The organism is Burkholderia sp. THE68 (assembly GCF_009938265.1).
Taxonomy (GTDB): domain Bacteria; phylum Pseudomonadota; class Gammaproteobacteria; order Burkholderiales; family Burkholderiaceae; genus Caballeronia.
Genome location: NZ_AP022316.1, coordinates 1,503,182 through 1,522,815 on the forward strand (window position 1 = coordinate 1,503,182; position 19,634 = coordinate 1,522,815).

General features: G+C 53.8%; 18 protein-coding genes and 1 pseudogene. 2 read left to right on the forward strand and 17 right to left on the reverse strand.

Going from position 1 to position 19,634, the window contains the following annotated elements; all coding sequences use genetic code 11:
• Positions 1–387: 387 nt before the first annotated feature.
• The 5 genes from BTHE68_RS37265 to BTHE68_RS20455 all read right to left on the reverse strand — a co-directional run bounded on the left by BTHE68_RS37265 (position 388) and on the right by BTHE68_RS20455 (position 4,706).
• A complete protein-coding gene (locus BTHE68_RS37265; RefSeq protein WP_162068043.1) occupies positions 388–648 on the reverse strand; it encodes an FAD-binding oxidoreductase in 261 nt (86 codons plus the stop codon).
• Between the two features lie 52 nt (positions 649–700).
• Entirely contained in the window at positions 701–931 is a 231-nt protein-coding gene (locus tag BTHE68_RS20440; protein ID WP_162068295.1) for an SRPBCC family protein, read from the reverse strand.
• A gap of 122 nt (positions 932–1,053) precedes the next feature.
• Positions 1,054–1,425, reverse strand: a complete 372-nt coding sequence (locus BTHE68_RS20445; protein WP_162068044.1) for a transcriptional regulator fis family protein — start codon at positions 1,423–1,425, stop codon at positions 1,054–1,056.
• Positions 1,426–1,928: 503 nt separating this feature from the next.
• A complete protein-coding gene (locus BTHE68_RS20450; protein WP_232078027.1) occupies positions 1,929–2,870 on the reverse strand; it encodes a YVTN family beta-propeller repeat protein in 942 nt (313 codons plus the stop codon).
• Positions 2,871–4,418: 1,548 nt separating this feature from the next.
• Positions 4,419–4,706, reverse strand: coding sequence for a hypothetical protein (locus BTHE68_RS20455; protein WP_162068045.1), 288 nt, complete (start codon positions 4,704–4,706; stop codon positions 4,419–4,421).
• 529 nt (positions 4,707–5,235) lie between these two features.
• Between BTHE68_RS20455 and BTHE68_RS20460 the strand changes: the two are divergent.
• Both BTHE68_RS20460 and BTHE68_RS37270 read left to right on the forward strand, forming a co-directional pair.
• Positions 5,236–5,633: pseudogene (locus tag BTHE68_RS20460) on the forward strand (sigma factor); the annotation flags it as partial.
• 343 nt (positions 5,634–5,976) lie between these two features.
• Positions 5,977–6,174, forward strand: coding sequence for an NrsF family protein (locus BTHE68_RS37270; protein ID WP_353622656.1), 198 nt, complete (start codon positions 5,977–5,979; stop codon positions 6,172–6,174).
• Positions 6,175–6,299: 125 nt separating this feature from the next.
• On the opposite strand, the gene BTHE68_RS20470 is transcribed toward BTHE68_RS37270, so the two are convergent.
• The 12 genes from BTHE68_RS20470 to urtE form a co-directional block, all read right to left on the reverse strand.
• Complete coding sequence (locus BTHE68_RS20470; protein ID WP_353622651.1) at positions 6,300–6,791, reverse strand: TetR/AcrR family transcriptional regulator; 492 nt, start codon at positions 6,789–6,791, stop codon at positions 6,300–6,302.
• A 3-nt stretch (positions 6,792–6,794) separates the two neighbouring features.
• Positions 6,795–7,511 carry a glutathione S-transferase family protein gene (locus BTHE68_RS20475; protein WP_162068047.1) on the reverse strand — a complete coding sequence of 239 codons (717 nt, stop codon included), beginning with the start codon at positions 7,509–7,511 and terminating at the stop codon, positions 6,795–6,797.
• A gap of 151 nt (positions 7,512–7,662) precedes the next feature.
• Positions 7,663–8,448 carry an MOSC domain-containing protein gene (locus tag BTHE68_RS20480; RefSeq protein WP_162068048.1) on the reverse strand — a complete coding sequence of 262 codons (786 nt, stop codon included), beginning with the start codon at positions 8,446–8,448 and terminating at the stop codon, positions 7,663–7,665.
• Positions 8,449–8,544: 96 nt separating this feature from the next.
• Complete coding sequence (locus tag BTHE68_RS20485) at positions 8,545–9,906, reverse strand: LLM class flavin-dependent oxidoreductase (RefSeq protein ID WP_162068049.1); 1,362 nt, start codon at positions 9,904–9,906, stop codon at positions 8,545–8,547.
• A 442-nt stretch (positions 9,907–10,348) separates the two neighbouring features.
• Positions 10,349–11,656 carry an HPP family protein gene (locus tag BTHE68_RS20490; RefSeq protein WP_353622652.1) on the reverse strand — a complete coding sequence of 436 codons (1,308 nt, stop codon included), beginning with the start codon at positions 11,654–11,656 and terminating at the stop codon, positions 10,349–10,351.
• Between the two features lie 144 nt (positions 11,657–11,800).
• Positions 11,801–13,345 (reverse strand): amidase, encoded by a 1,545-nt coding sequence (locus tag BTHE68_RS20495; protein ID WP_162068050.1) that lies wholly within the window; start codon positions 13,343–13,345, stop codon positions 11,801–11,803.
• A gap of 104 nt (positions 13,346–13,449) precedes the next feature.
• Positions 13,450–14,010 carry an ANTAR domain-containing response regulator gene (locus BTHE68_RS20500; RefSeq protein WP_162068051.1) on the reverse strand — a complete coding sequence of 187 codons (561 nt, stop codon included), beginning with the start codon at positions 14,008–14,010 and terminating at the stop codon, positions 13,450–13,452.
• A 93-nt stretch (positions 14,011–14,103) separates the two neighbouring features.
• Complete coding sequence (locus tag BTHE68_RS20505; RefSeq protein WP_162068052.1) at positions 14,104–15,276, reverse strand: transporter substrate-binding domain-containing protein; 1,173 nt, start codon at positions 15,274–15,276, stop codon at positions 14,104–14,106.
• A 54-nt stretch (positions 15,277–15,330) separates the two neighbouring features.
• On the reverse strand, positions 15,331–16,722 hold the full coding sequence (locus tag BTHE68_RS20510) for a nitric oxide reductase activation protein NorD (RefSeq protein ID WP_162068053.1): 1,392 nt from the start codon (positions 16,720–16,722) through the stop codon (positions 15,331–15,333).
• A 319-nt stretch (positions 16,723–17,041) separates the two neighbouring features.
• Positions 17,042–17,851 (reverse strand): CbbQ/NirQ/NorQ/GpvN family protein, encoded by an 810-nt coding sequence (locus BTHE68_RS20515; RefSeq protein WP_162068054.1) that lies wholly within the window; start codon positions 17,849–17,851, stop codon positions 17,042–17,044.
• 23 nt (positions 17,852–17,874) lie between these two features.
• A complete protein-coding gene (locus BTHE68_RS20520) occupies positions 17,875–18,912 on the reverse strand; it encodes an aliphatic amidase (protein WP_162068055.1) in 1,038 nt (345 codons plus the stop codon).
• Positions 18,913–18,937: 25 nt separating this feature from the next.
• A complete protein-coding gene (gene urtE / locus BTHE68_RS20525; RefSeq protein WP_162068056.1) occupies positions 18,938–19,627 on the reverse strand; it encodes an urea ABC transporter ATP-binding subunit UrtE in 690 nt (229 codons plus the stop codon).
• Between the last annotated feature and the right edge of the window lie 7 nt (positions 19,628–19,634).

Genomic DNA, 19,634 nt, shown 5'->3' on the forward strand with positions numbered 1-19,634 from the left:
AATGACTCAGGTCCGCAACAAAACACCTCTATAGATGCCCAGTCCGGCACCGCGCGGTCGAGGGCCTCCTTGCACAGTCGCCCACTCCTGAAGTGCAAGCTCTCTCCCTTAGACGTGGTGAAGTGAGGAGTGGTACCAACGGATAAACTCCCGATTTGAGCAACTCGTCTCGAAACAAGCTATCTTCGTCCGTTCGAGCAAACTGAAGGAACTCGATGTCGGAACTGATGCCTTAAACCCGAATTTGCCCGGGCCATCGCAATAGGCGGGGTAATGCCCACCCCGCCAGCAACAAACAACGGCTCTGTTTTCGCCATTGACAATGGTAAAGTCACCAGTGGGGCGCGATACCTTCAGTGCTCCACCGGCCGTCATGTTTTCATGAAGTCAGGACGAAACCGTCCCACCGGGCGAATGCTTAACCTTGATCTCAAATTGCCCTTCCTTCTGGGATTGCGGCGCTGACGATACCGTGTAGCAGTGGTGCACTTTCTCGCCAGCAATCTCGAGTCCCAGCGTCACGTACCGACCTGCAGTAAAGTGAAAGTGATCGAGAGGCTGCGCGAGCGAGAACTGGAATGTTTTGACATTCCAGCTTTCTGACGCAGTACCGGTGCAGGTCGCTTCGGTGAAAGCGCTACCGCTCATACTTGAACGCGCCCCAAGGGAATGATCTTTGGCGCAGCACTCAACTCTTCTTTCAGCGTGGCCAAATACCAATCGATAACCCCGTCACGCCACGCTCAACCAGAGGAGAATAAGGACCCGGGCGATATCCCTTCGACTTACTGCCTTGCTGATTCGCCTCAACGAGCCTTTGATCGTGTGCATTCCTCGCCTTCCAAACGGCGGTCAGATTGTCAAGATCGTAGTCTTCTCCCTCAACTGCATCGCAGTTGACCAACCACGACGTTGTCACTTGCGTTTCCATTGCGCTGAGCGGAAGGACTTCAAAGATGGAAACAGTGATCACGCCGGCATTTCGATCAAGGGAACGTCACACTAAGCAAGTTGCGCTGTTGGATCTTTTTTTCGCGCAAAAGGGTACTCCGCTCAGCTCTCACGAGCGTATCGCAGCGAGAGCTTCTGCGGACAAGCTGAGACCAACCGATCCAGTCTCTCCGTTGCATCAAAAACCGCCCCAAAGCGAACCTCTCTCAACTGTCGATCGTGCTCGTTCACGATCAGCGAAAGGTCAAGAAGCAACGGCTCGGCTACGAACCAGTTGCCCGTTTCTTTGCCACGTTCCAGCAGTTCCATAAGTTCGCTCTCGACCTGACGGATAAACGCCAGTTCAAGGTTGCCAAATCCACTTCGGGTCAGGAGACTCGTCAGCAGAATTGTTTGAGCCAGCATCAGTACGTCACGGTGTGCACCTCGGCCGTTTCGGACCGTCTCAAACCCTAGACGAACCTGAAGAATCATTGCGTCCGCCTCTGATTGAGGCATCGGCAACAGATACGATTTTCTGGTCCGAGGGTGTGATACTCGAGATGATTTCGCTCTCTTCGGTGTCGTCATTGCAATTCACAGCGGTCACGTTCCGCCTAAAATTAAGAGTTGACCCTAGCGATGCACCCAGATTACTACTATGGTCGGCGTACTCAGCGCGAGGCAAAGATGCCTGCTCAGATCGCCGCAGCTCTCTCCCTACGCTTTACGTTCACGCAACTCCCGCTTGACCTGTTGCACTCCCGTGGTAGATTCGAACCCACCCCGTACAAACGAATGCTGGGAGTCGTTCGTTTGAGAGAGTGCACTACGAACATTAACCTTGACTCATACGCCGAGGTCATCGACATCATCGAGCCGATCACGTCACGACTCACACACACAGTTAGCACATAGGTGCCCGCTCCGCGATCCAACACCTCCTCCGCTGAGCGCCACACAGGTTACACACGAGCCAAGCAATGGCAAGCCGGAGATCAATCCGGATTTGGCGGGACCACCGGTGCTCGGTTCGCAAAGAAGATGCCGTGTGGCGACCGACCCACCTTGATGGTGTCGACGAGCTTACGGGTCGTCAAATCAATCACCCCAACGTGACGCGCAAATCGAAATCCTACCCAGAGGAAGCGCTTATCGGCCGCCAACTCCATATCGTCCGGGCCCGGTAACAGTCCAGTGATATCCCCGGTGTTCGTGAGCGACGTGTAATCAAGTATGCTTATCGTGCTATCAACACGATTGGATACGGCTACATGCTTTCCATCGTCCAAATTCCGGAAATTGTGAGCACCACGGCCTGTGTGAATCTTCTCCACAACCGCATGCTTGCGCCAGTCGACCACAGTCACGTTATCCTCCCCGGTCATCCCGACGAGCAAATATTTATCGCCTGGCGTCATCCAGAGACCCGCTGGCGCACTTCCTACCTTCATCTTCCACAATATGCTTTGCGTCAAGAGATCGATCGCTGCGAGTTCACCCGAGTCCTGAAGCGTCACGAATACAGTTCGATTGTCGGACGAAAATGTGAGGTGACTTGGCGTCTTCGCAATCGGGACCCGTTTGGAGAGGATAACGTTGGCACCATCATAACGGTATATATCGACCCGATCCAACCTCAGCGCTGCTGTGACGAACCACTTTCGATCAGGAGAGAACCCAAGCTGATAAGGATCCTCAACATTTGGAATTGTACGTTGCTGACGTCCACTGTGCGGATCCACGAGCATCAGGCTGTTCGATACCGAATTCGCCACTATCAAAGACGAGCCGTCTGGCGAAATCGTCAAATGGTGGGGTTCTTTTCCTGTGGATTCCGTCGCGATGACGTGATGAGTCGACTGATCGATGAGTGACAGCTCAGCCTCAGCAGAATCAAGCACGATGACCCGATCCGGAACAGAAGCGGGACTGGCCATCACATTGATGCCGCATCCAGCAACAGAACAGACCAAAAATTTAAGGTAAAGCGTGGATAGGGTACGTTTCATCTTCCGAAGATTTGGGGTCGCGTTCGTTACACCTAACTTGTTTATGTCTTTCAAAGGTACTCAAATCGACCGTAAGCACGGCATCTCTTCGTTTCTCTAAGAGGTCCTTCCGAGCATCAAAGACACGATCATAAGGAGGGCTGCGAATTCTATCGTGCAACAGAGAAAAAATAAACAACGCGGAGCCGCACTCCGGCAGCTACACGTACAACTCGCAGTCAATTTCAGGGTAGCCGATGAAATATCGCAATATGTCTGCTAATTGTGCACCATCGGGAAGAGATTCAATGCCGTCAACGCGTTCCCGCCTCAGTACCCTGTAAGTACGAATCTGGATCTCCCAGAGCCAGCCGGCTACGGCGAGAACAAAAACCGTGATTAGGGTGGATATTCGCAACAATTCTATTGTTGTCAAACACAACAGTTTCTCTTACCTAGTCGAAATTCGACTATCTCATCCGTATCTCGCTGACCGCGAGCAGAACGCAAACGGAAAATTCTCCTCGGTCCCGACGATGAAAAAAAAGGCCTTCGACTCTCAATCGCAGGCCTCAACTAGATCGCTGTTCGGTCTCAAACACTACTCTTATCCAGCCTGAAATTACGCCGCATAGATCCGTTCGCGTCTTTGCTGGCAATACGACCATCGGAGACAGCAAAGTATCAAACACGCTTGCCTCATGCGAATGACTTTTACGCGTAGCCGTATTTTTGGTTATCTGACAACGAATTACCATAGAACGCAGATCGACTTTTGTGGGTTAGTGATACACGCGCGCAGCCGCCTCAGCGCGCTAGAAGCGACTTGGATGATTACAGTTTGCAAGCGACATGATGACACATTGGGCTGACTCGGGATTGATTGGGCCTAGTTGCGTCCCTTCGGAACTCCGTACGCGCGAGTGTGATGTTCCCTCTCGACGGTGCGAAGGCCTCTGAAGAGAGGTCTAAAAGGACATCCGATGCAACTACAACAGAAACCCGAAAAGCCGAGAAGGAACGAGGGCACGAAGAAGAATGACTTTAGAAACCATTATCTTGTAGAAAGCCAACCTCGCTCTCTGGTAGATGGGAGCGTCTTGATGTTCACATCAACGTCCGCCACCCAGATATCCGATGAGTATGCGGTCCAGTCTCAGGCCTTCCGCGCAGCCAGACGGCGGTTGCGAGTGGCCTTAGTGTTAGCGATAGCAGTTCCGCTCTAGGCGCGACATTCCAATCTTTTCCAATTTCCCACGCAGGACCGTTACTGCGTAACGATTCCACCCGAAGGTCGATAGTCAATGTCTTCCCGGAGTTCAAGTCTGCGCATAACACTTCGTGGCAAGGACACCGCTCTCGCTTGACGTGATTGTCACGGCTGCGGACAGCAACCGCCTTACGACCGACGTGACCTAGTCCAGCTGCCGAAAGCGCTGTCAACCTCAGAAAGCGGGTATCGCAGTGGTACTTTCAAACTCGTCGGGCTAAGTCCGCTCAGAGTTGCCGATTCGATCTCAACTTCTCGGCCACGTCCATCAGCACCTTCGATTGGTCTGGTGCGGAACGCGACAGCAGTTCCGCCCGCATTCGTAGTCGACGAATCAGTTCACTCTTTGCATCAATCCTTTGGTCTCCCCGCCAGGCGCTCAACTGCTTCGCTGCGTTCTCCAAGAGGATCGACGACTGCCGCGATACGTCTTCGCCCTTCGCGCTCTTCGCGGCCACTTGGCAGAAAAGGTCGAGATACTGCACTACCAGTCGCTCCCCGCTTGCGTTAGGCATATCAAATTTCTCCAGTTCGGTTGGTAATTCTGGTCTGCCTCGTCACGTTCGTCACTGGGACCGGCGTCGGGTTGGACAGATTCCTTCCCATCAGCCCTACAGAGCCACGCCTATGCGTTCTCGTCCAACACCTGCCTTGTCTGCTCTAATGCCGGCGTCAATACGAACCGAGTTGTCACCGCATCTCAGTCCCGCAAGCCGCTCGCATGACCTTGGACACCGATCACCTTTACAAGAAACCAGACCCGGTCATTGTGTGGACAGCCCCATCATATACGGCGATATTTTCCCGGAAATCGTAACCTGTAAAACACTTTTTTAAAAAGTACGCAAAAGGTGATCCTCCTCGACACGGATGCACGACGACAGTACTGTTGCAGCTTGAAGTAGCTTCAGGTATTCTGCAACGCTCGATCTAAAACACCAACGTAGGTTGCACTGACGCGTCATGTCCTTGTCCGCGTCATCAACTCAATGTTTTGCCAGCATACGAAACATGTTGCAAAAAGCCGAAAACCGTCTGAAATAAATGTTCATCGGCGGTCTTCACGGAAATCGAGAGGCGTACCACGACTTTGTGCGAGCGTTCACTCGTCACCTACGCGGATTTCTACACAAGAGGGTTACTCACTATCAAGACGACGTCGAGGACTTGGTTCAAGAGACTCTGCTCGCGGTGCACAATGCCCGCCCCATTTTTCGAACCGACGAACCGACGAACCGACGAACCGACGAACCGACGAACCGATGATCGCATGGCTGCACGCAATTGCCCGATACACGCTAATGGACTTCTTTCGGTCACGCGCGCGATGTGAATATTTGAACGATCCGCTCGACGACCATGCAGGCCTCTCCGGGTCGGCAGTCAAAGTTGGCGTACATCTTGGCCTAAAAGCGCTTTCTACGCTCATTCGGGCCTTCGATGAAGTCCGACGACTTATCTTGATGGCCTTTTCGTTTGGACTTAGGCCTGATTTGGACAGCACCGTCCGAACATAAACTTTTTGGGCGAAGCTAGCCTTTCGGGTCGCTATTTCGGGCGAGACGCTGGTACTCATTATTCGCGTTGGACGACCCAGGGCTCGCGGGGGCGCGCTGTGAGCATTGACCTGCCTGCCCTTCGTCGCGGTATGGGTTGCGCCACGGTCGTTCTTGCAAATGCCGGACCATCCACCGGATTATCTTCCGCAGTGGGCCACTCGTGGAAATCGTGTCCTCTCGACATCTCCCTCTTTCGGTATCTGCATTTGTTGCTGTATTCTGGGCTGTGAAGTCCCTAGCACCCTCTCGGTTACGCTTAGGGGTGCTGTCGTTGGATTGCTTGCCAGTTCCACCCGCGACCGTAGTGTATTGTTTGCACTGCCCCGAAATCAGTCCCGTTTTCTGGGGAATTCGGTATGCACTTGGAATATTCACTTCTGCTCTTACTGGTACTGGATTTGAGCCGCGACTACTACGCTGGTAGCGCCAACTGGATACTCGAGCGTTCGTGCCTCAGACGGCGCCGATCATCACCAAAACCGGTTGCGCGGCTCCTTGCAAAAACCTGCGCTGAGGGTTGATCCGGGCCAGCACACGTAGCCCCATCAGTCACGCAAGAAGGGTTTTTGCGAGATCAGCGGCGGACGCTGTGGCCGGTATCGCCCCTTGCCTTTGGCCGGCCGACACGCAACGCATAAAGAACGCCTCTATCTCCTTCAAGACGCCATCCAATATCCCGTGGAAGTGCTCGTCACGCGGCGCCAGCTCCAATGTCGAGTTCACGATCAGGCATCCCTTGCGGTGCGAGTCGATGACCGAGAGTCGGATGATCTCTTCAAAGAAGGCGACGATGGCGTCACGCGGAGCCAAGTTCTTCTCAAAGCGCTTTGCACGATCGCGGAACCCGTGCTCCACATACCGTTCAAGAACTTGCTCGAAGAGCGCACGTTTGTCTCCGAAGGCATTGTAGAGGCTCGCCGAGGTTAGTCCCATAGAAGCCGCAAGCTCCCGCACCGACGTACTCTCGTATCCACGCGACCAAAACTGTGCCGTTGCAGCATCGAGCGCTGCCTCTTCATCGAATTCGCGCGGACGTGCCATGCTTCAAGTCTCCATTTGTTTGTACTTCGGATAGTTTGAAGGAAATAGTGAGCGCTTCGTCTCCTCGTCGTTCACAGCTTTGAAGGCATGGGTTTTGTTGACGGCTCTCGCGCGTTGGACGGCAGGCCGAGCATCAACTTCCGCAAACCAACGCTGCAAATCTGGGTAAGCGCTCAACGCGTCGTCGCTGCCCTTAAACACTCGAGGAGCGCGATCGATCCAGCCCCAAGCTGAAATGTCAGCGATACTATAGCTATCACCTACGACGTAACGTCGCCCTTTCAAGTGATCATTGAGCACTTGATAGTGCCTATCTGCTTCCCGGCGGTAACGGTTTACTGCATAGTCAAGCCCCTCAGGTGCCGCGTATTGGAAATGCACCGCCTGTCCCGAAAACGGCCCAAGTCCGCTTGCGATGAACATTAGCCACGATAGAAGCTGCGCGCGATCTTTCGCCGCGCCCCCGAATTGGCCGGTTTTCTCTGCCAGATAAATCAAGATGGCAGTGGAGTCAAAGACAACCGTCTTCGTTCCGGCGCAGCCATCACTATCAACTATCGCTGGAACCTTGCCGTTCGGGTTGATCAAACGAAACTCAGGCGCGTGCTGCTCTCCTTTGCTGGTGTCGACAGGTTTCAACTGGTAAGGAAGACCCGATTCTTCAAGGAAAAGTGAAATTTTCGCCGGATTTGGCGTCGGGTGGAAGTAGAACTCAATCATGCGACCTGTCTCCGTTCAATTCTGTTCAGTGAAGTATCATTCTAGATCGATCGATCTAGAATCGGCAACGTTTCAACGGAACGAGAGCGACATCGCTCTATGCTCGGTCGCAACGCCGAAGGACAATCGACCTTCGAGTGCTTAGGTACGCTTATTTTTGACCGCTATGTTCATCGATTGAAATTACATCTCCCGGCGTCAGTTCCCCTCCTTCAACCACCTCCGCATAGACGCCAAGGTCACCATGTTTCATATATCTCTGTATTTCCAACGGCAAATTTACGTTTCGCTCAGCCGTCGCCGGGTCGACGCTCGTTGCAGCGCAGCGCTTGGTGCGTCGGACAATTCTGAGCTTGACACTACCAATCGATAATTCGCGCTCCAGCCACTCGAGTTCGCTCCAGGCGGGCGCTCCATCAAAATATACGTTGGCTCGAAATCGCATGGGATCCAGTTCCATGCCAAGATGTCGCCCCAAGTCGCGAACCGTTGCTAGATTAATCAGCGAGATACTGCGCATCAGCGCCACGGAATGGACGCTTACGTCAGTGAACTGGTGGCCCGGCGCATGTACCACCTTTGGTGTTCCGGGTAGCACGGTTTCAGCCAACTCGCTAACGAGCGACGCTACCTGATCTCGCCCGTCTTCGGTGGAAAGATCGAACTGCGAAATCGCGTCCCCACTGCGAATTTCCAAAACTTGTCCCTGCTCGAAGTACCGAGTTTTTAACTTAGCCAATTTTGCGTACTTCGCGAGCATCAAGAACTTGGTCTTTGGCTCGGGAGCTGGCCGCAGCGGATCGAACAAGAACGATCCGTCCGTTATTGCGAACACACGGTCAAGGGGAAAGCCTTCCAATGCGCTGAGCTGCACGCTTTGTAAGCGTTCCGCAGACAATCCTTTTACTGGATATCGATTCAATGAGACGATGATCATGGTTTGCCACTAAGCATCGATCCGAAATCGCTGCCCTAAGGCATCTGTCTTGCTCTCTGTTCGCGCTCGCGGACGTGTTCAGAGAGACCGTTCGTTCTATCCTCTGGGAATTTGATCCGGGACCGAACTCTTCACAAACCGATTCCGGGGCTGCCGCAGGCCGAGCTTTTCGCGCAGCGTGCCGCTGCGATAGCGGCTCTGTGCAACGCCGCGACGCTGAAGCTCAGGGATAACTTCGCTCACGAACTCCATACAGCCGCTCGGCAGTACCGGGAACATTAGAACGAAACCGTCGCAGACGCCGGCGCGGTACCATGACTCCATCTCATCGGCAATATCGGTGGGTGTTCCCGCCATCACATGGGCCCCGCCGACATTCGATAGCAGTTTTGCGACCTCGCGAATGGTCTTATTCTGCTCCTTGAGGGCTCGCATTCTCACAAGATTCGTGCGCTGACCGTTGTAGTTGGCTTCGTCAGGCAGTGAGGGCAACGGCCCGTCGGGCGGCATTGCAGAGACATCCACTCCGCACCAGCTCGAAACGAGGTCGACACCCATGCGCTCTGGCACTAAAGTCTCTAAGTACTCTCGTTTCTCTTGTGCCTCCGATGCCGACCGTCCAATGATAGGTTGCAGACCTGGCAGAATTCTGATGTCTTCAGGACTCTTTCCGTATTTCGCAAGCCGCAGATTGAAGTCCTGACGATAGGCCCGCCCGTCATCGATGCCCCGGTACCGCGTGAAATGCAGATCCGCGTACCGTGCCGCCAGATTCTTTCCGTCGTCGGAAGCCCCCGCCTGCGCGATCAGAGGACGGCCTTGAGGTGAGCGAGGCACATTCAGCGGCCCCCTGACCCTGAAATGCTGTCCCCTATGGTCAATGCGATGTACTTTCGTGGGCTCAGCGAACTGTCCGCTCGCTTTATCGAGGACCACGGCTTCATCTTCCCAACTGTCCCAGAGCAACTCAACGACCTCAAGGTACTCGGCCGCGCGCTCGTAACGGTAGCGATGCTCGAGATTGGCATCCCTTCCAAAATTCATGGCCTCCTCGTCCATTCCCGAGGTCACCACATTCCACCCCGCGCGCCCTTGACTGAGGTGATCAAGAGAGGAAAACAATCGCGCTGTGTTGTACGGCTCACTGTAAGAAGCCGACACCGTACCAATGAGCCCAATGTCGTGAGTCACCGCCGAGAGCGCTGAGAGAAGGGTAACCGGTTCGAGACGTGCGTTCGCGTAATGCGCAATATTGCTCTCGTACGAATCCCACATCGCTACATGGTCAGCTACAAAAAGCATGTCCAAGTAGCCGGACTGAGCCGTCTGAGCCAACTGCTGAAAGTACGGAACCCCGAAGATTTCCTTACCGGGCGCGAAAGGATGGCGCCAAGACATTCTGTGGTCGCCTTGGGGGTTGAAGAAAAAGGCGCCTAGAACCATCTCATCACGATTCATTCTATTTCCCGTTCCTCGTTCAATACCGCTCTGGGGATCGCTTTAAAGAAACAACAACGTGCTCATTCTATGGCCAAAACGGCACAAAGTCGCGCAGATTCCGACAAAAGTACGGGGCGCATCCACCTTTGCATTCGAGCAAAGTATCGGAGCCAGAAGAAATGATTCTTGCTCGCCCTCAGTTCAAGTCAACAGTTAGCCGTCCCTCTTCCTACGGTATGCCGGGGGGCATTACCATTGCAAACTCAATGAATGCAACGTTCGCGTCGACTGCAACTATTAACGACGGACGTGGCTGGCAGCTAAGACCACTGCGATCAGTTGAGTTCGCCGCCCGATGGCGCGAAGATCTCCCGCGACAAACGCCGATGAAGGTACGTCATCACTCACTCTAACGATCAGCTCAGCTTCAGGGGTGCTCCTACTCAGTCACAAGACAGGTTCACCCAGTCAGACGCTGCCTTTCCAAGGACTGGTGGTACAGGCCTGAAATCAAATCAGCTTCAGTTATCATGCCAACGAGATGTCCCTCGCCGTCTACGACTGGGATGTGGTGATGACCAAGGCGTGCAAACATCGGCACCAACTCACCAATTGGGATCTCTGCCTCAACGGTGCATACGTCCGCTGACATCGCGCAAGCAACGAGCGGCGGCGTTTGTGACTCAACGAACAGCCTCTTGAGTGACCGGACGAACGTCGAGTGAAATATTCCTCGGGATACGGTGAGATCCGCTCGTGTAACGATGCCGCATAGCTTGTTTGCATCATCTATAACGGGCAGCGCTTTGACATGATGTCGACTTAGTAATCTCATTGCGGCTTGAACGCTCATGCTAGTCGTCACGGTCACAACCGTCTTCGACATAATGTGTTCGCAGGTAAGTTCCGCGAAACAGCGAGCGTAGGCGTGCAACTGCGTCTGGCTCAGAAGCGATTCTAAGTCGTCTGGGTCGACATCAAGCATCTCCCTTCGTCGAGCGAGAACGACTCCGAGGTCCTTTCGTAGGAATGCGCGGGCATCAGGAACCACTTGCGCGACACCAACAGCGCGCTCGTGAGGATATCTGTGAGCTGTAATCGCGTGATAAATGATCGCACACGCGAGCAGAACCACTGACTGAGCAACCACTGGCGCAAGAACGAAACCGTATCCCAATGCGTGGAGAGATGGTCCACCAAGAACCGCCGTGAGTGCGACGGCTCCCGATGGTGGGTGCACGCAACGCAACGTGAACATCGCGACGATTGAGAGACCAATTGCGAGCGCTGCGGAGTCTATTGGATTGTGAACTAGCGCCGCACAGGTCACGCCAATGCTTGCCGAGACAACGTTACCTACCAAAAATGACCATGGCTGCGCGAGCGGGCTCGACGGGATCCCGAAAAGCAACACCGCCGAAGCTCCCATCGGTGCAATCAGAAGGGGAACCGCTGCCGCCTTGCCAAAAGCAAGATGCGTAAATCCTCCGGTTACTGCAACACCTAGAAGTGTCCCCACCGCAGCACGTACGCGCTCGGGCCACTTTACTGGTGCACATGCTGGAAAGAAGCCGCGTATAAGTTTGAGCATCAAGTTGCGCAGCTTTCGAAGATAGCTCTTCTCAAGACATGCGGTATGTGCGGGGGCGATCCGTGGTCCACGGGTGACGTATAAAATTGTATCGCGATGCGCTATTACTTTTAATGCAAGTCTGATATGACATGGGTGCAAAGCCATAGAGGCCGTCGCGCGCAGAGCCTCAAGCATCGCCGCATATATCAGTCTTAGCTGTGTGTCGCGAAGCCTACAACGCTGGAAACAAAACTGCCCGCTTCCAAAAAGACCGTGCAGCACATAGTGCCGCGCACGGTCATCACAAACCGATCCACACGGTGGCGACGCTATTGGTGATTAAAGCACCGGACTTTTGCGCTTGTTGAATTCGTTCTCGTAGGCATACGCATAGCCAAGCAGTTCCGCCTCGCTCCAGTGCCGCCCGACAAATACTAACCCGAACGGAGACCCGGATGCGTAATAGCCCGCCGGTACCGTGACCGCAGGAAAGCCACCGATATTGATCTCGCCAACCGTGGTCTCTTGAATCGTTTCCCCTGCAAACAGTGGCGGCAGCTCACATCGCATCTGTGGAAACACAAGCCCGTCCAGCTTCTGATCTTCGAACACCTCGATGAAGATACGCATATACCGCGCCTTAAGAGCGATGAAGTCAGAAATGTCAGGGGGACTTTCTGGATCTCCGATTGCTGTGACGAATTGCGGTAGGCTTCCCATAAAATTCAACATCCCGTCTGGCCCAAATACATCCGCGTCCTCGACGAGCTTCGCAAACTCCTTGAACGATTTCACTGGAGCATTTGGCCCAAGACGTTGCAGATACTTGTGCAGGTCGTGCGCAATGGACTCCATGCCCCGTGCATCGAAGTTTGGCGTAGGTGCAGTTGGGGCGCGCAGATCCGCAAAACCGGAATTTGCAAAGGGATCTTCAATTAGCACAGCGCCAAGCGATTCCAGTTCACGTTTTGCGTGCTGATATAGGGTTGCAGCCTCTTCCGACAAGGGCTGATTGCGCCAGCCAGCACCGTAGAGGCCGAGGCGCTTGCCACGTAGCGCGTCTTTTCGAAGCAAAGAGGTATAACCATCCTCGGGTTGATTACCTACAGACGCAAGCGTCTTTGGGTCCTCGGAACTGTAGCCTGCAAGCACGTCCAAGCACAACGCAGCATCGTGCACCGTACGCGCAATCGGACCTACAACGTCTCGGTTACCGGACAGCGGAACAACTCCGGCGTTAGGAACCAGCCCCATCGTAGGCTTGATGCTCACAAGATCCTGTGCTGAGGCAGGGTTCTGTATGGAGCCCCCGGTCTCTTCCGCGAGTCCAATAACAGCCATCGCAGCCGCGACCGCTGAGGCAGAGCCCGCGCTACTGGCACCGGGAACTCGGTCGGGCATTACTACATTCAGCGTGGGACCCGCCCAGCTGTCGTTCGCGTGAGTGCCCGAACGACTCAGAATCGGCACGTTTGTCTTGCCCAGCATGACAGTCCCTGCGGCGCGCATTCGCGCCACCACGGGCGCATCCCGCTCGGGCAATAAATCAACGCCGCCCTTCGCACTATACAGCTTCGACCAACCGGCGGTGGTTGGAAATCCAACCATGTCCATGGCATCTTTGATCACGACCGGTACGCCGGCGAGAGGTCCCAAATTCTCGCCAGCAGCGCGCCTGCGGTCAATTTCCCGGGCATCATCGAGGGCGTCTGGATTCAGAAAAATCAAAGCGTTGAACTTTGGGTTATATTGCTCAATCCTTGACAAGCAGGCTTTTGCAAGCGATTCAGCTGTAAAATGCCCCGTACGAAAACCTTCTTGGATACGCTCCACCGTCAACGAAGTCAAATCAACGTCGGCGCCCGCCAAATTTAATTCAGCCATACCTTCCTCCAATCGCAAAGTCTGAAATTTTTTTAAGTCAATTATGTAGTACGAATCTAATGATGCACCGACCGTTCTTTCCTTCCCCTTTAAAATCTACAGAACTACCCCCGTAGTGAAAGCATTTCGTCCGCAGCGATGATCGCTGAGGCTATCTCTTCCACAGCCACCCGTTTGGCCATTGCCTGAGCTCGAATCGCGCGATATGCCTCAAGCTTCGTAATTCCTCGCTGACGTACGAGAATTTCCTGAGCTTCGGCAATTTTTCGCACGCCGTCGACCTTCTCTTCGAGGCGAACAACTCTCTTGTTTAGCTTCTTTAAATCGCCAGAAATCTGCTGCGCCAATACAACTGCGCTCAATATGCCGAACGAGCGCACGGGCGCGGCAACTACAGCCTTCGCACCAACACGGAGCACTGCATCAATGATTGTTGGATTCTCATAGTTGACGACCGCTACGACGGGCGGAGCGTCTTCGGCGCCACACCATGCATAGTCGAAGCTCAACGTATCAGGATAAAGTCCGATAAACACAAGGTCCGTTCCCTCCACCGGTTCGTCCAGCGGTGGCCAAAAGCAGTGAGCCTGACAGCCGATACGTTGCAACTGTTGAGTTAGTGCCTCCCCATCCCGATTTCTTGGATGGAAGATGCACACATGCATTGACCGCAAATCCCTCAGGACGCGTGATCCCGCCCGAGGCTGCAAAGCGTGCCCTCGGTCACCGGAGCGCGCAAGTTCGTTTCCGTTGCGCACTTAACTCTCCACAGATGTCGTATGCGTTGTTGAATTTCCCAAGGCGTGCTCCACCAAATACGGGTCTGGATACACGGCTTCTCGAGCCTCACGCACAATAGTGAACTGGCCGTCCTCTGCTACACGACCGATTCGTGGATAGAGCGACGTATGGTGATTCGATGCCTCGATCTTCACCCTCCCCTGAGGCGCCTCGAATGTCGCACCTAACAAGCAAGGCATGAGAGCATCGATGTCGTCGCTCCCGCTGCGTTGCATTGCGTCAGCGAAAATGTGAAACTGAAAATAAGCTGCTTCCCAGCACGCGTTAGGTGCGGCTGTTGAACCGAAACGGGTCTGAAACCTCTCCAAACAAGCTCTATTCGCTTGTGTCTGCACTGATTGGAAGTATGGGGCCGACGTGTAGTGCCCTGCAGCCACATGGATGCCCATTTGCCCGACCTCAACCTCTGAAGTCGTCAGACTCGCAATTGGAATTTTCGACGGGTCGAGACCCGCTTTCGCATAAGCACGATAAAAACATTGCGTTGAATTGCCGACGACCGTCGAGAATATGAAATCTGGCTGTACATTCCTGATATCGGATAATACTGCTTCAAAATCCTTCTCGGTCGCGTTTAGGGGTACATATCGCTCTCCTACCTTTGCGCCTCCCGGACACTGACTTACTAAGTCAGACATGATCCGATTTGACTCATACGGATAAATGTAGTTAGATCCAACAAGATACACGCGCGGACCAAAGTTAGCGGTCATATATTCCGCAAGCTGTACGCTGTTCTGATTCGGAGCAGCACCGGTGTAGATCACATGGTCCGAGCACTCAAAACCCTCGTACAGAGTGGCGTAAAACAGCAGCTTGTTCCAACGTTCCACGACAGGAATGACGGCTTTGCGAGTGCTCGACATGTAGCAACCGAAGATTACCTTCACGTCGTCTGCCGTGATCAGCCGCTCCGCAAGCGTTGCGTAGCGAGCCGGCTCAGACTGTGGATCATAAAAGACAGGTATAACTTCTCGACCGTTAATCCCACCTCGCGAATTGACCTCTTCAATGGCGAAAAGCGTCCCGAAGCGTTGAGTCATCTCGGGCGACGACGTCACACCGCTTTCGGAAAAAAGCACGCCAACTTTAATTGGGTCGGTATGTGCCACAATGTTTCCCTCGATCATGTCGGTTCCACTCATACAGCAAACCTTACAAACGGGCCCTACGATCGTGATGCATTAGGCCACAGCCTTCGCAAGCAGACTCGGCAGCGCGTCTGCAAGGCGCGAACCGTGAACCAGCGACAAGCTATTGCGTCTTCCAAATATTTCGCAAACTCTATCGTGCGCTGCTGCATTTACGTTAATGCACTGCGTTGTGATTCCTACCTTGGCGATCTGGTCAACAGCGTGCCGCGCGTCCTCTATCAGATAGCGTGAATCGAACACATCGATATCTGACGGTTCACCGTCTGTAACCAGAATAATGGTTTTTGTAGGGTTCCGCTCGGATTTCAATATGTTGGCTCCGTGCCGCAGTGCGGCGCCAACTCGGGTTGACCAGGCAGGTTGCACCGCCCGCAGAAGCCTTGCGGAGCGCTCCTCGTGCGCTTCCCCGAAATCTTTGAAACGAACATATCGAACCTCTTTTCGCCCATTCGACGCGAAACCGTGGAGCGCAAAACGGGTGTTCTCGTGACCCAGCAGTGCCACGGAGGTCTCTGAGGCTTCTCGCTGGCAATCGATCAATCTTTGGCCACCGTTACCTACAACTTGTGCGGTCGACTGAGATAGATCCAACAGGATCAGCACCGACACCTCCTGCTGACGCCGACCCGCTCGTGTGAAAATACGCTCGTCGGGAGGCTCGCCACTTCGCTGCATTACGACGTAATTAACCAAAGCTTCCAAATCAATATCATCTCCTTCAGCTTGGTGTCGCACTCGGCGAAACCAGAATGCCTGGCGATACCGTAGCCGCGTCGCACGAAGCTGAGTTTCTCGGTACGTTGATTTGGCATCTTCTCCGTCCCATCTCGGTGGACCTCCCTCGATTACCTTCACCCAGTCGGGACGCAAGGTTTCCGACTTGTAGTTCCATTCTGGATAAGTAAAAATTGCATCGACCGGAACAGTCGAAACGCGGTCATCTTCGGCGGGTTCGACCGCTCCGTGGCCTCGCTCGACGACGGCTTGTGCTTCGACTCCCCGTTGCTGGATGTAGCCGGAAATCGACTCTTCGCCGGAATCTGTCCAAAGATAGCTATTGTCGTCGCGATACTTGGGTTGTAACTCGTAGCAGTTGGTCTCGAAACGCACTCGCATTTGGCCGAGATCGCTCGCGAGAACTGACGCAACTTCCCTAACGCGCCCCATGTCCGACAAATTGGTCCCTAGCGAGTCGAACAGTTCACGCCCCTTTTGCACCCAATGATGGGGGTCCCGATACCCCTCGTCACATAGCGACAAACTTAAGCGAGCCGCCAACGATCCAAAATTCAGGCTCATCTCCTGAAGCGACTCTCCGCAGCAGTAATATTTTCTCCATAACAGCTTTAAACCCGGATACTCTGAGATCATGAGTCGATCGACGCGAGCGTCCTCAATGATCGACTGAATCGCGACCAACATTGGCACTCGTGTCCCAACGGGCGTTCGCGGAACCGAAAACCGAATGTGCCCGACGGCGTGCGCGATGACCGCTCTCCCAAGCCGGCCGTCGTCCTCGATTCTTAGATCATCCGGAAGGAGAATCGCGGTCTCCGTAATCGCAGCCCGACTAGTTTGTTCGCTGCCTGCACTTTGCCCCGCAGCATTGACCAGTTCACCAACCTCAAGGCTATGGATACCGAATCCGTTGAGATACAACCACAAGCGCCTCTCAGCCGTCCCCCGAATATCAAACTGATCCTTTATGGGACTTACGTTCCAACGCCCGCGTGGGGCCGACTCACTCGTTGAAGAAAGCATCGACGAATCCGTTCAATGCCTCGATGACATCTTCGTCATCGGTAACTGCCATCGTCATTGCAAGACGACATGCAACATGTGGCTCAATTCCATCCGCAATGAGCGAGCCGGCCCGGACGAGCATTCGAGTTGAAATACCTTCCTCAAGCCCGCGCCCGCGCAATTCACGCGAACGCTGGGCAATTCCGACAAGTTTTCTCGCCTCGGCTTCAGCGACGCTCGTCTCCTTCACAATAATCGCAGTTTCTGTAACCTCATCGGGATAGCCAAAATCAAGCGCGCCAAACCGTTGCTTCGTTGACGTCTTTAGATCTTTCGTGTTGCTTTGATAGCCCGGGTTGTAAGACATAACCAACTGAAAATCTGGATGGGCATGGAGCAACTCGCCAAGTCGATCAATCGGCAGCACGCGCCGATCGTCGGCCAGCGGGTGAATCGCAACGGTCGTGTCCGGACGTGCCTCGATCACCTCGTCCAGATAGCAAATCGCCCCATACCGCACCGCGAGTGTAAGTGGACCATCGTGCCAGACGGTCCCCTCTCGATCTAACAAGTATCGACCAATCAGATCAGACGCTGTAAGGTCTTCATTGCACGCAATGGTCACAACTGGCTTGCCGAGACGCCACGCCATATACTCAATGAAGCGAGTCTTACCGCAACCAGTGGGTCCCTTCAAGATCAGCGGCATTCGCCGTGCGTACGCCGCCTCGAATAGACCGATCTCCTGACCGACGGCTCGGTAGTACGGCTCAATCTGAATCAGATAAGGCTTGATCCGTTCGTTCATGACGTGGCTTAGTTGAGAAATGGTTATTTGTGCTCGGGCACTTCCGACGGGATACCTTCGATCGGACACTCGGGCGTTCCAGGAGCGGTCCGCGTCATTGCCTCCACCGCTTTTCTCGTTCCCTCCGGATCTTGAATCCAGTTGCTATAGAATTTGAACGGGCACACTGCGACACCGTTCACGCTCTCGCCAGAATTGATCGTCCCGGTGTATCCGCGATGAAGTAGTTTGTACAAGTGATTTTGCGACTGCATGTTTCGACGAGCATCGCGGATCAGGCTCAACGACAACTCCGCATATTGAATGCCCATCTCCTCCTCTCCGCACTCCCCAAGCGTGCGTCCGTCAAATCCGACAATCGCGGAGTGACCAAAGTACGAGTAGACACCATCAAATCCAGCCGCATTTGCCACAGCAACGTAGGTGTTGTTCATCCACGCCATGGCCTTCGCGACCAACACCTGTTGTTCCTTGGCAGGGTACATATACCCTTGGCACCGAACAACGAGCTCCGCACCGCGCATGACACAGTCACGCCAAATCTCTGGATAGTTGCCGTCGTCGCAGATGATAAGGCTTAGCTTGATACCCTTTGGACCTTCGGAGACGTAGGTACAATCACCTGGGTACCAACCTTCGATTGGCACCCATGGCATAATCTTCCGATATTTTTGGACGATCTCGCCTTTATTGTTCATCAGGATGAGGGTGTTGTATGGCGCCTTGTTCGGGTGCTCTTCGTGACGCTCCCCAGTCAGAGAGAACACACCCCAAACGTTCGCTTTTCTACAGGCTGCCGCAAAAATCTCCGTTTCCTCCCCAGGAATGCTCGACGCGGTCTCATACATCTCTTTACTGTCGTACATGATTCCGTGGGTCGAATATTCCGGAAAGACAACCAGATCCATCCCAGGCAAGCCTCGCTTCATGCCAACAAGCATTTCGCCAATCTTTCGTGCGTTCTCGAGAACCTCTGCCTTCGTATGCAGGCGAGGCATCTTGTAATTCACGACTGCAACACCAACCGAATCGTTACTACTTGAGATATCACCATGTCGCATTTTTTCTCTCCAACTGAAATGTGGCTCACACTGTAAGAAACGACCGAACCTCTTCGAGATCCACCCTCTCACGCTCAGCTTCGCGCACCAGCCGTCCTCCGTCGATGACAAAGAGACGATCGGCAACGTCAAGCGCAAAGCTAAGAACCTGCTCCGATACGAGAAGCGCGATACCTAGCTCTTTGCGTAGGGCTATCAAAGACCGTGCGATTTCCTTTATGATCGAAGGCTGAATGCCTTCCGTTGGTTCATCCAAAATAAGCAATCTGGGCTTTGATGCGAGTGCTCTGGCAATGGCAAGCTGCTGCTGCTGACCGCCGGACAAATTGCCGCCGTTACGCTGCGACATCTCTGCAAGCACTGGAAAAAACTCGAAAATATAGTCAGGCACCTTCTTATACCTTCCCGTCTCAAGCCCGGTGAGCAAGTTTTCCTCCACTGTCAGGTGCGAAAAGATCATGCGACCTTGGGGTACGAAGGCAAGTCCCGCGTGAACTCGTTTATAACTTGGTTGCTTGATCAATTGCACATCGTTAAATTTGATCGAGCCTTCACGAGCGTCCACCATCCCGATAATTGACTTAAGAAGCGTGCTCTTCCCCATCCCATTGCGACCGACTAAAGCCACAGCCTCACCCTCTGCGATTCCCAACGAAACATCGTGGATGACATGGCTCTGTCCGTAATACACGTTAAGTCTTTCGACGTTTAGCACGTCAGTC

Bases quoted from the DNA above. Each gene is read 5' to 3' on its own strand.
- BTHE68_RS37265 (WP_162068043.1), bottom strand. From the start codon at position 648: ATGAGCGGTAGCGCTTTCACCGAAGCGACCTGCACCGGTACTGCGTCA.
- BTHE68_RS20440 (WP_162068295.1), bottom strand. From the start codon at position 931: ATGGAAACGCAAGTGACAACGTCGTGGTTGGTCAACTGCGATGCAGTT.
- BTHE68_RS20445 (WP_162068044.1), bottom strand. From the start codon at position 1,425: ATGATTCTTCAGGTTCGTCTAGGGTTTGAGACGGTCCGAAACGGCCGA.
- BTHE68_RS20450 (WP_232078027.1), bottom strand. From the start codon at position 2,870: ATGGCCAGTCCCGCTTCTGTTCCGGATCGGGTCATCGTGCTTGATTCT.
- BTHE68_RS20455 (WP_162068045.1), bottom strand. From the start codon at position 4,706: ATGCCTAACGCAAGCGGGGAGCGACTGGTAGTGCAGTATCTCGACCTT.
- BTHE68_RS20470 (WP_353622651.1), bottom strand. From the start codon at position 6,791: ATGGCACGTCCGCGCGAATTCGATGAAGAGGCAGCGCTCGATGCTGCA.
- BTHE68_RS20475 (WP_162068047.1), bottom strand. From the start codon at position 7,511: ATGATTGAGTTCTACTTCCACCCGACGCCAAATCCGGCGAAAATTTCA.
- BTHE68_RS20480 (WP_162068048.1), bottom strand. From the start codon at position 8,448: ATGATCATCGTCTCATTGAATCGATATCCAGTAAAAGGATTGTCTGCG.
- BTHE68_RS20485 (WP_162068049.1), bottom strand. From the start codon at position 9,906: ATGAATCGTGATGAGATGGTTCTAGGCGCCTTTTTCTTCAACCCCCAA.
- BTHE68_RS20490 (WP_353622652.1), bottom strand. From the start codon at position 11,656: ATGCTTGAGGCTCTGCGCGCGACGGCCTCTATGGCTTTGCACCCATGT.
- BTHE68_RS20495 (WP_162068050.1), bottom strand. From the start codon at position 13,345: ATGGCTGAATTAAATTTGGCGGGCGCCGACGTTGATTTGACTTCGTTG.
- BTHE68_RS20500 (WP_162068051.1), bottom strand. From the start codon at position 14,010: ATGCATGTGTGCATCTTCCATCCAAGAAATCGGGATGGGGAGGCACTA.
- BTHE68_RS20505 (WP_162068052.1), bottom strand. From the start codon at position 15,276: ATGATCGAGGGAAACATTGTGGCACATACCGACCCAATTAAAGTTGGC.
- BTHE68_RS20510 (WP_162068053.1), bottom strand. From the start codon at position 16,722: ATGTTGGTCGCGATTCAGTCGATCATTGAGGACGCTCGCGTCGATCGA.
- BTHE68_RS20515 (WP_162068054.1), bottom strand. From the start codon at position 17,851: ATGAACGAACGGATCAAGCCTTATCTGATTCAGATTGAGCCGTACTAC.
- BTHE68_RS20520 (WP_162068055.1), bottom strand. From the start codon at position 18,912: ATGCGACATGGTGATATCTCAAGTAGTAACGATTCGGTTGGTGTTGCA.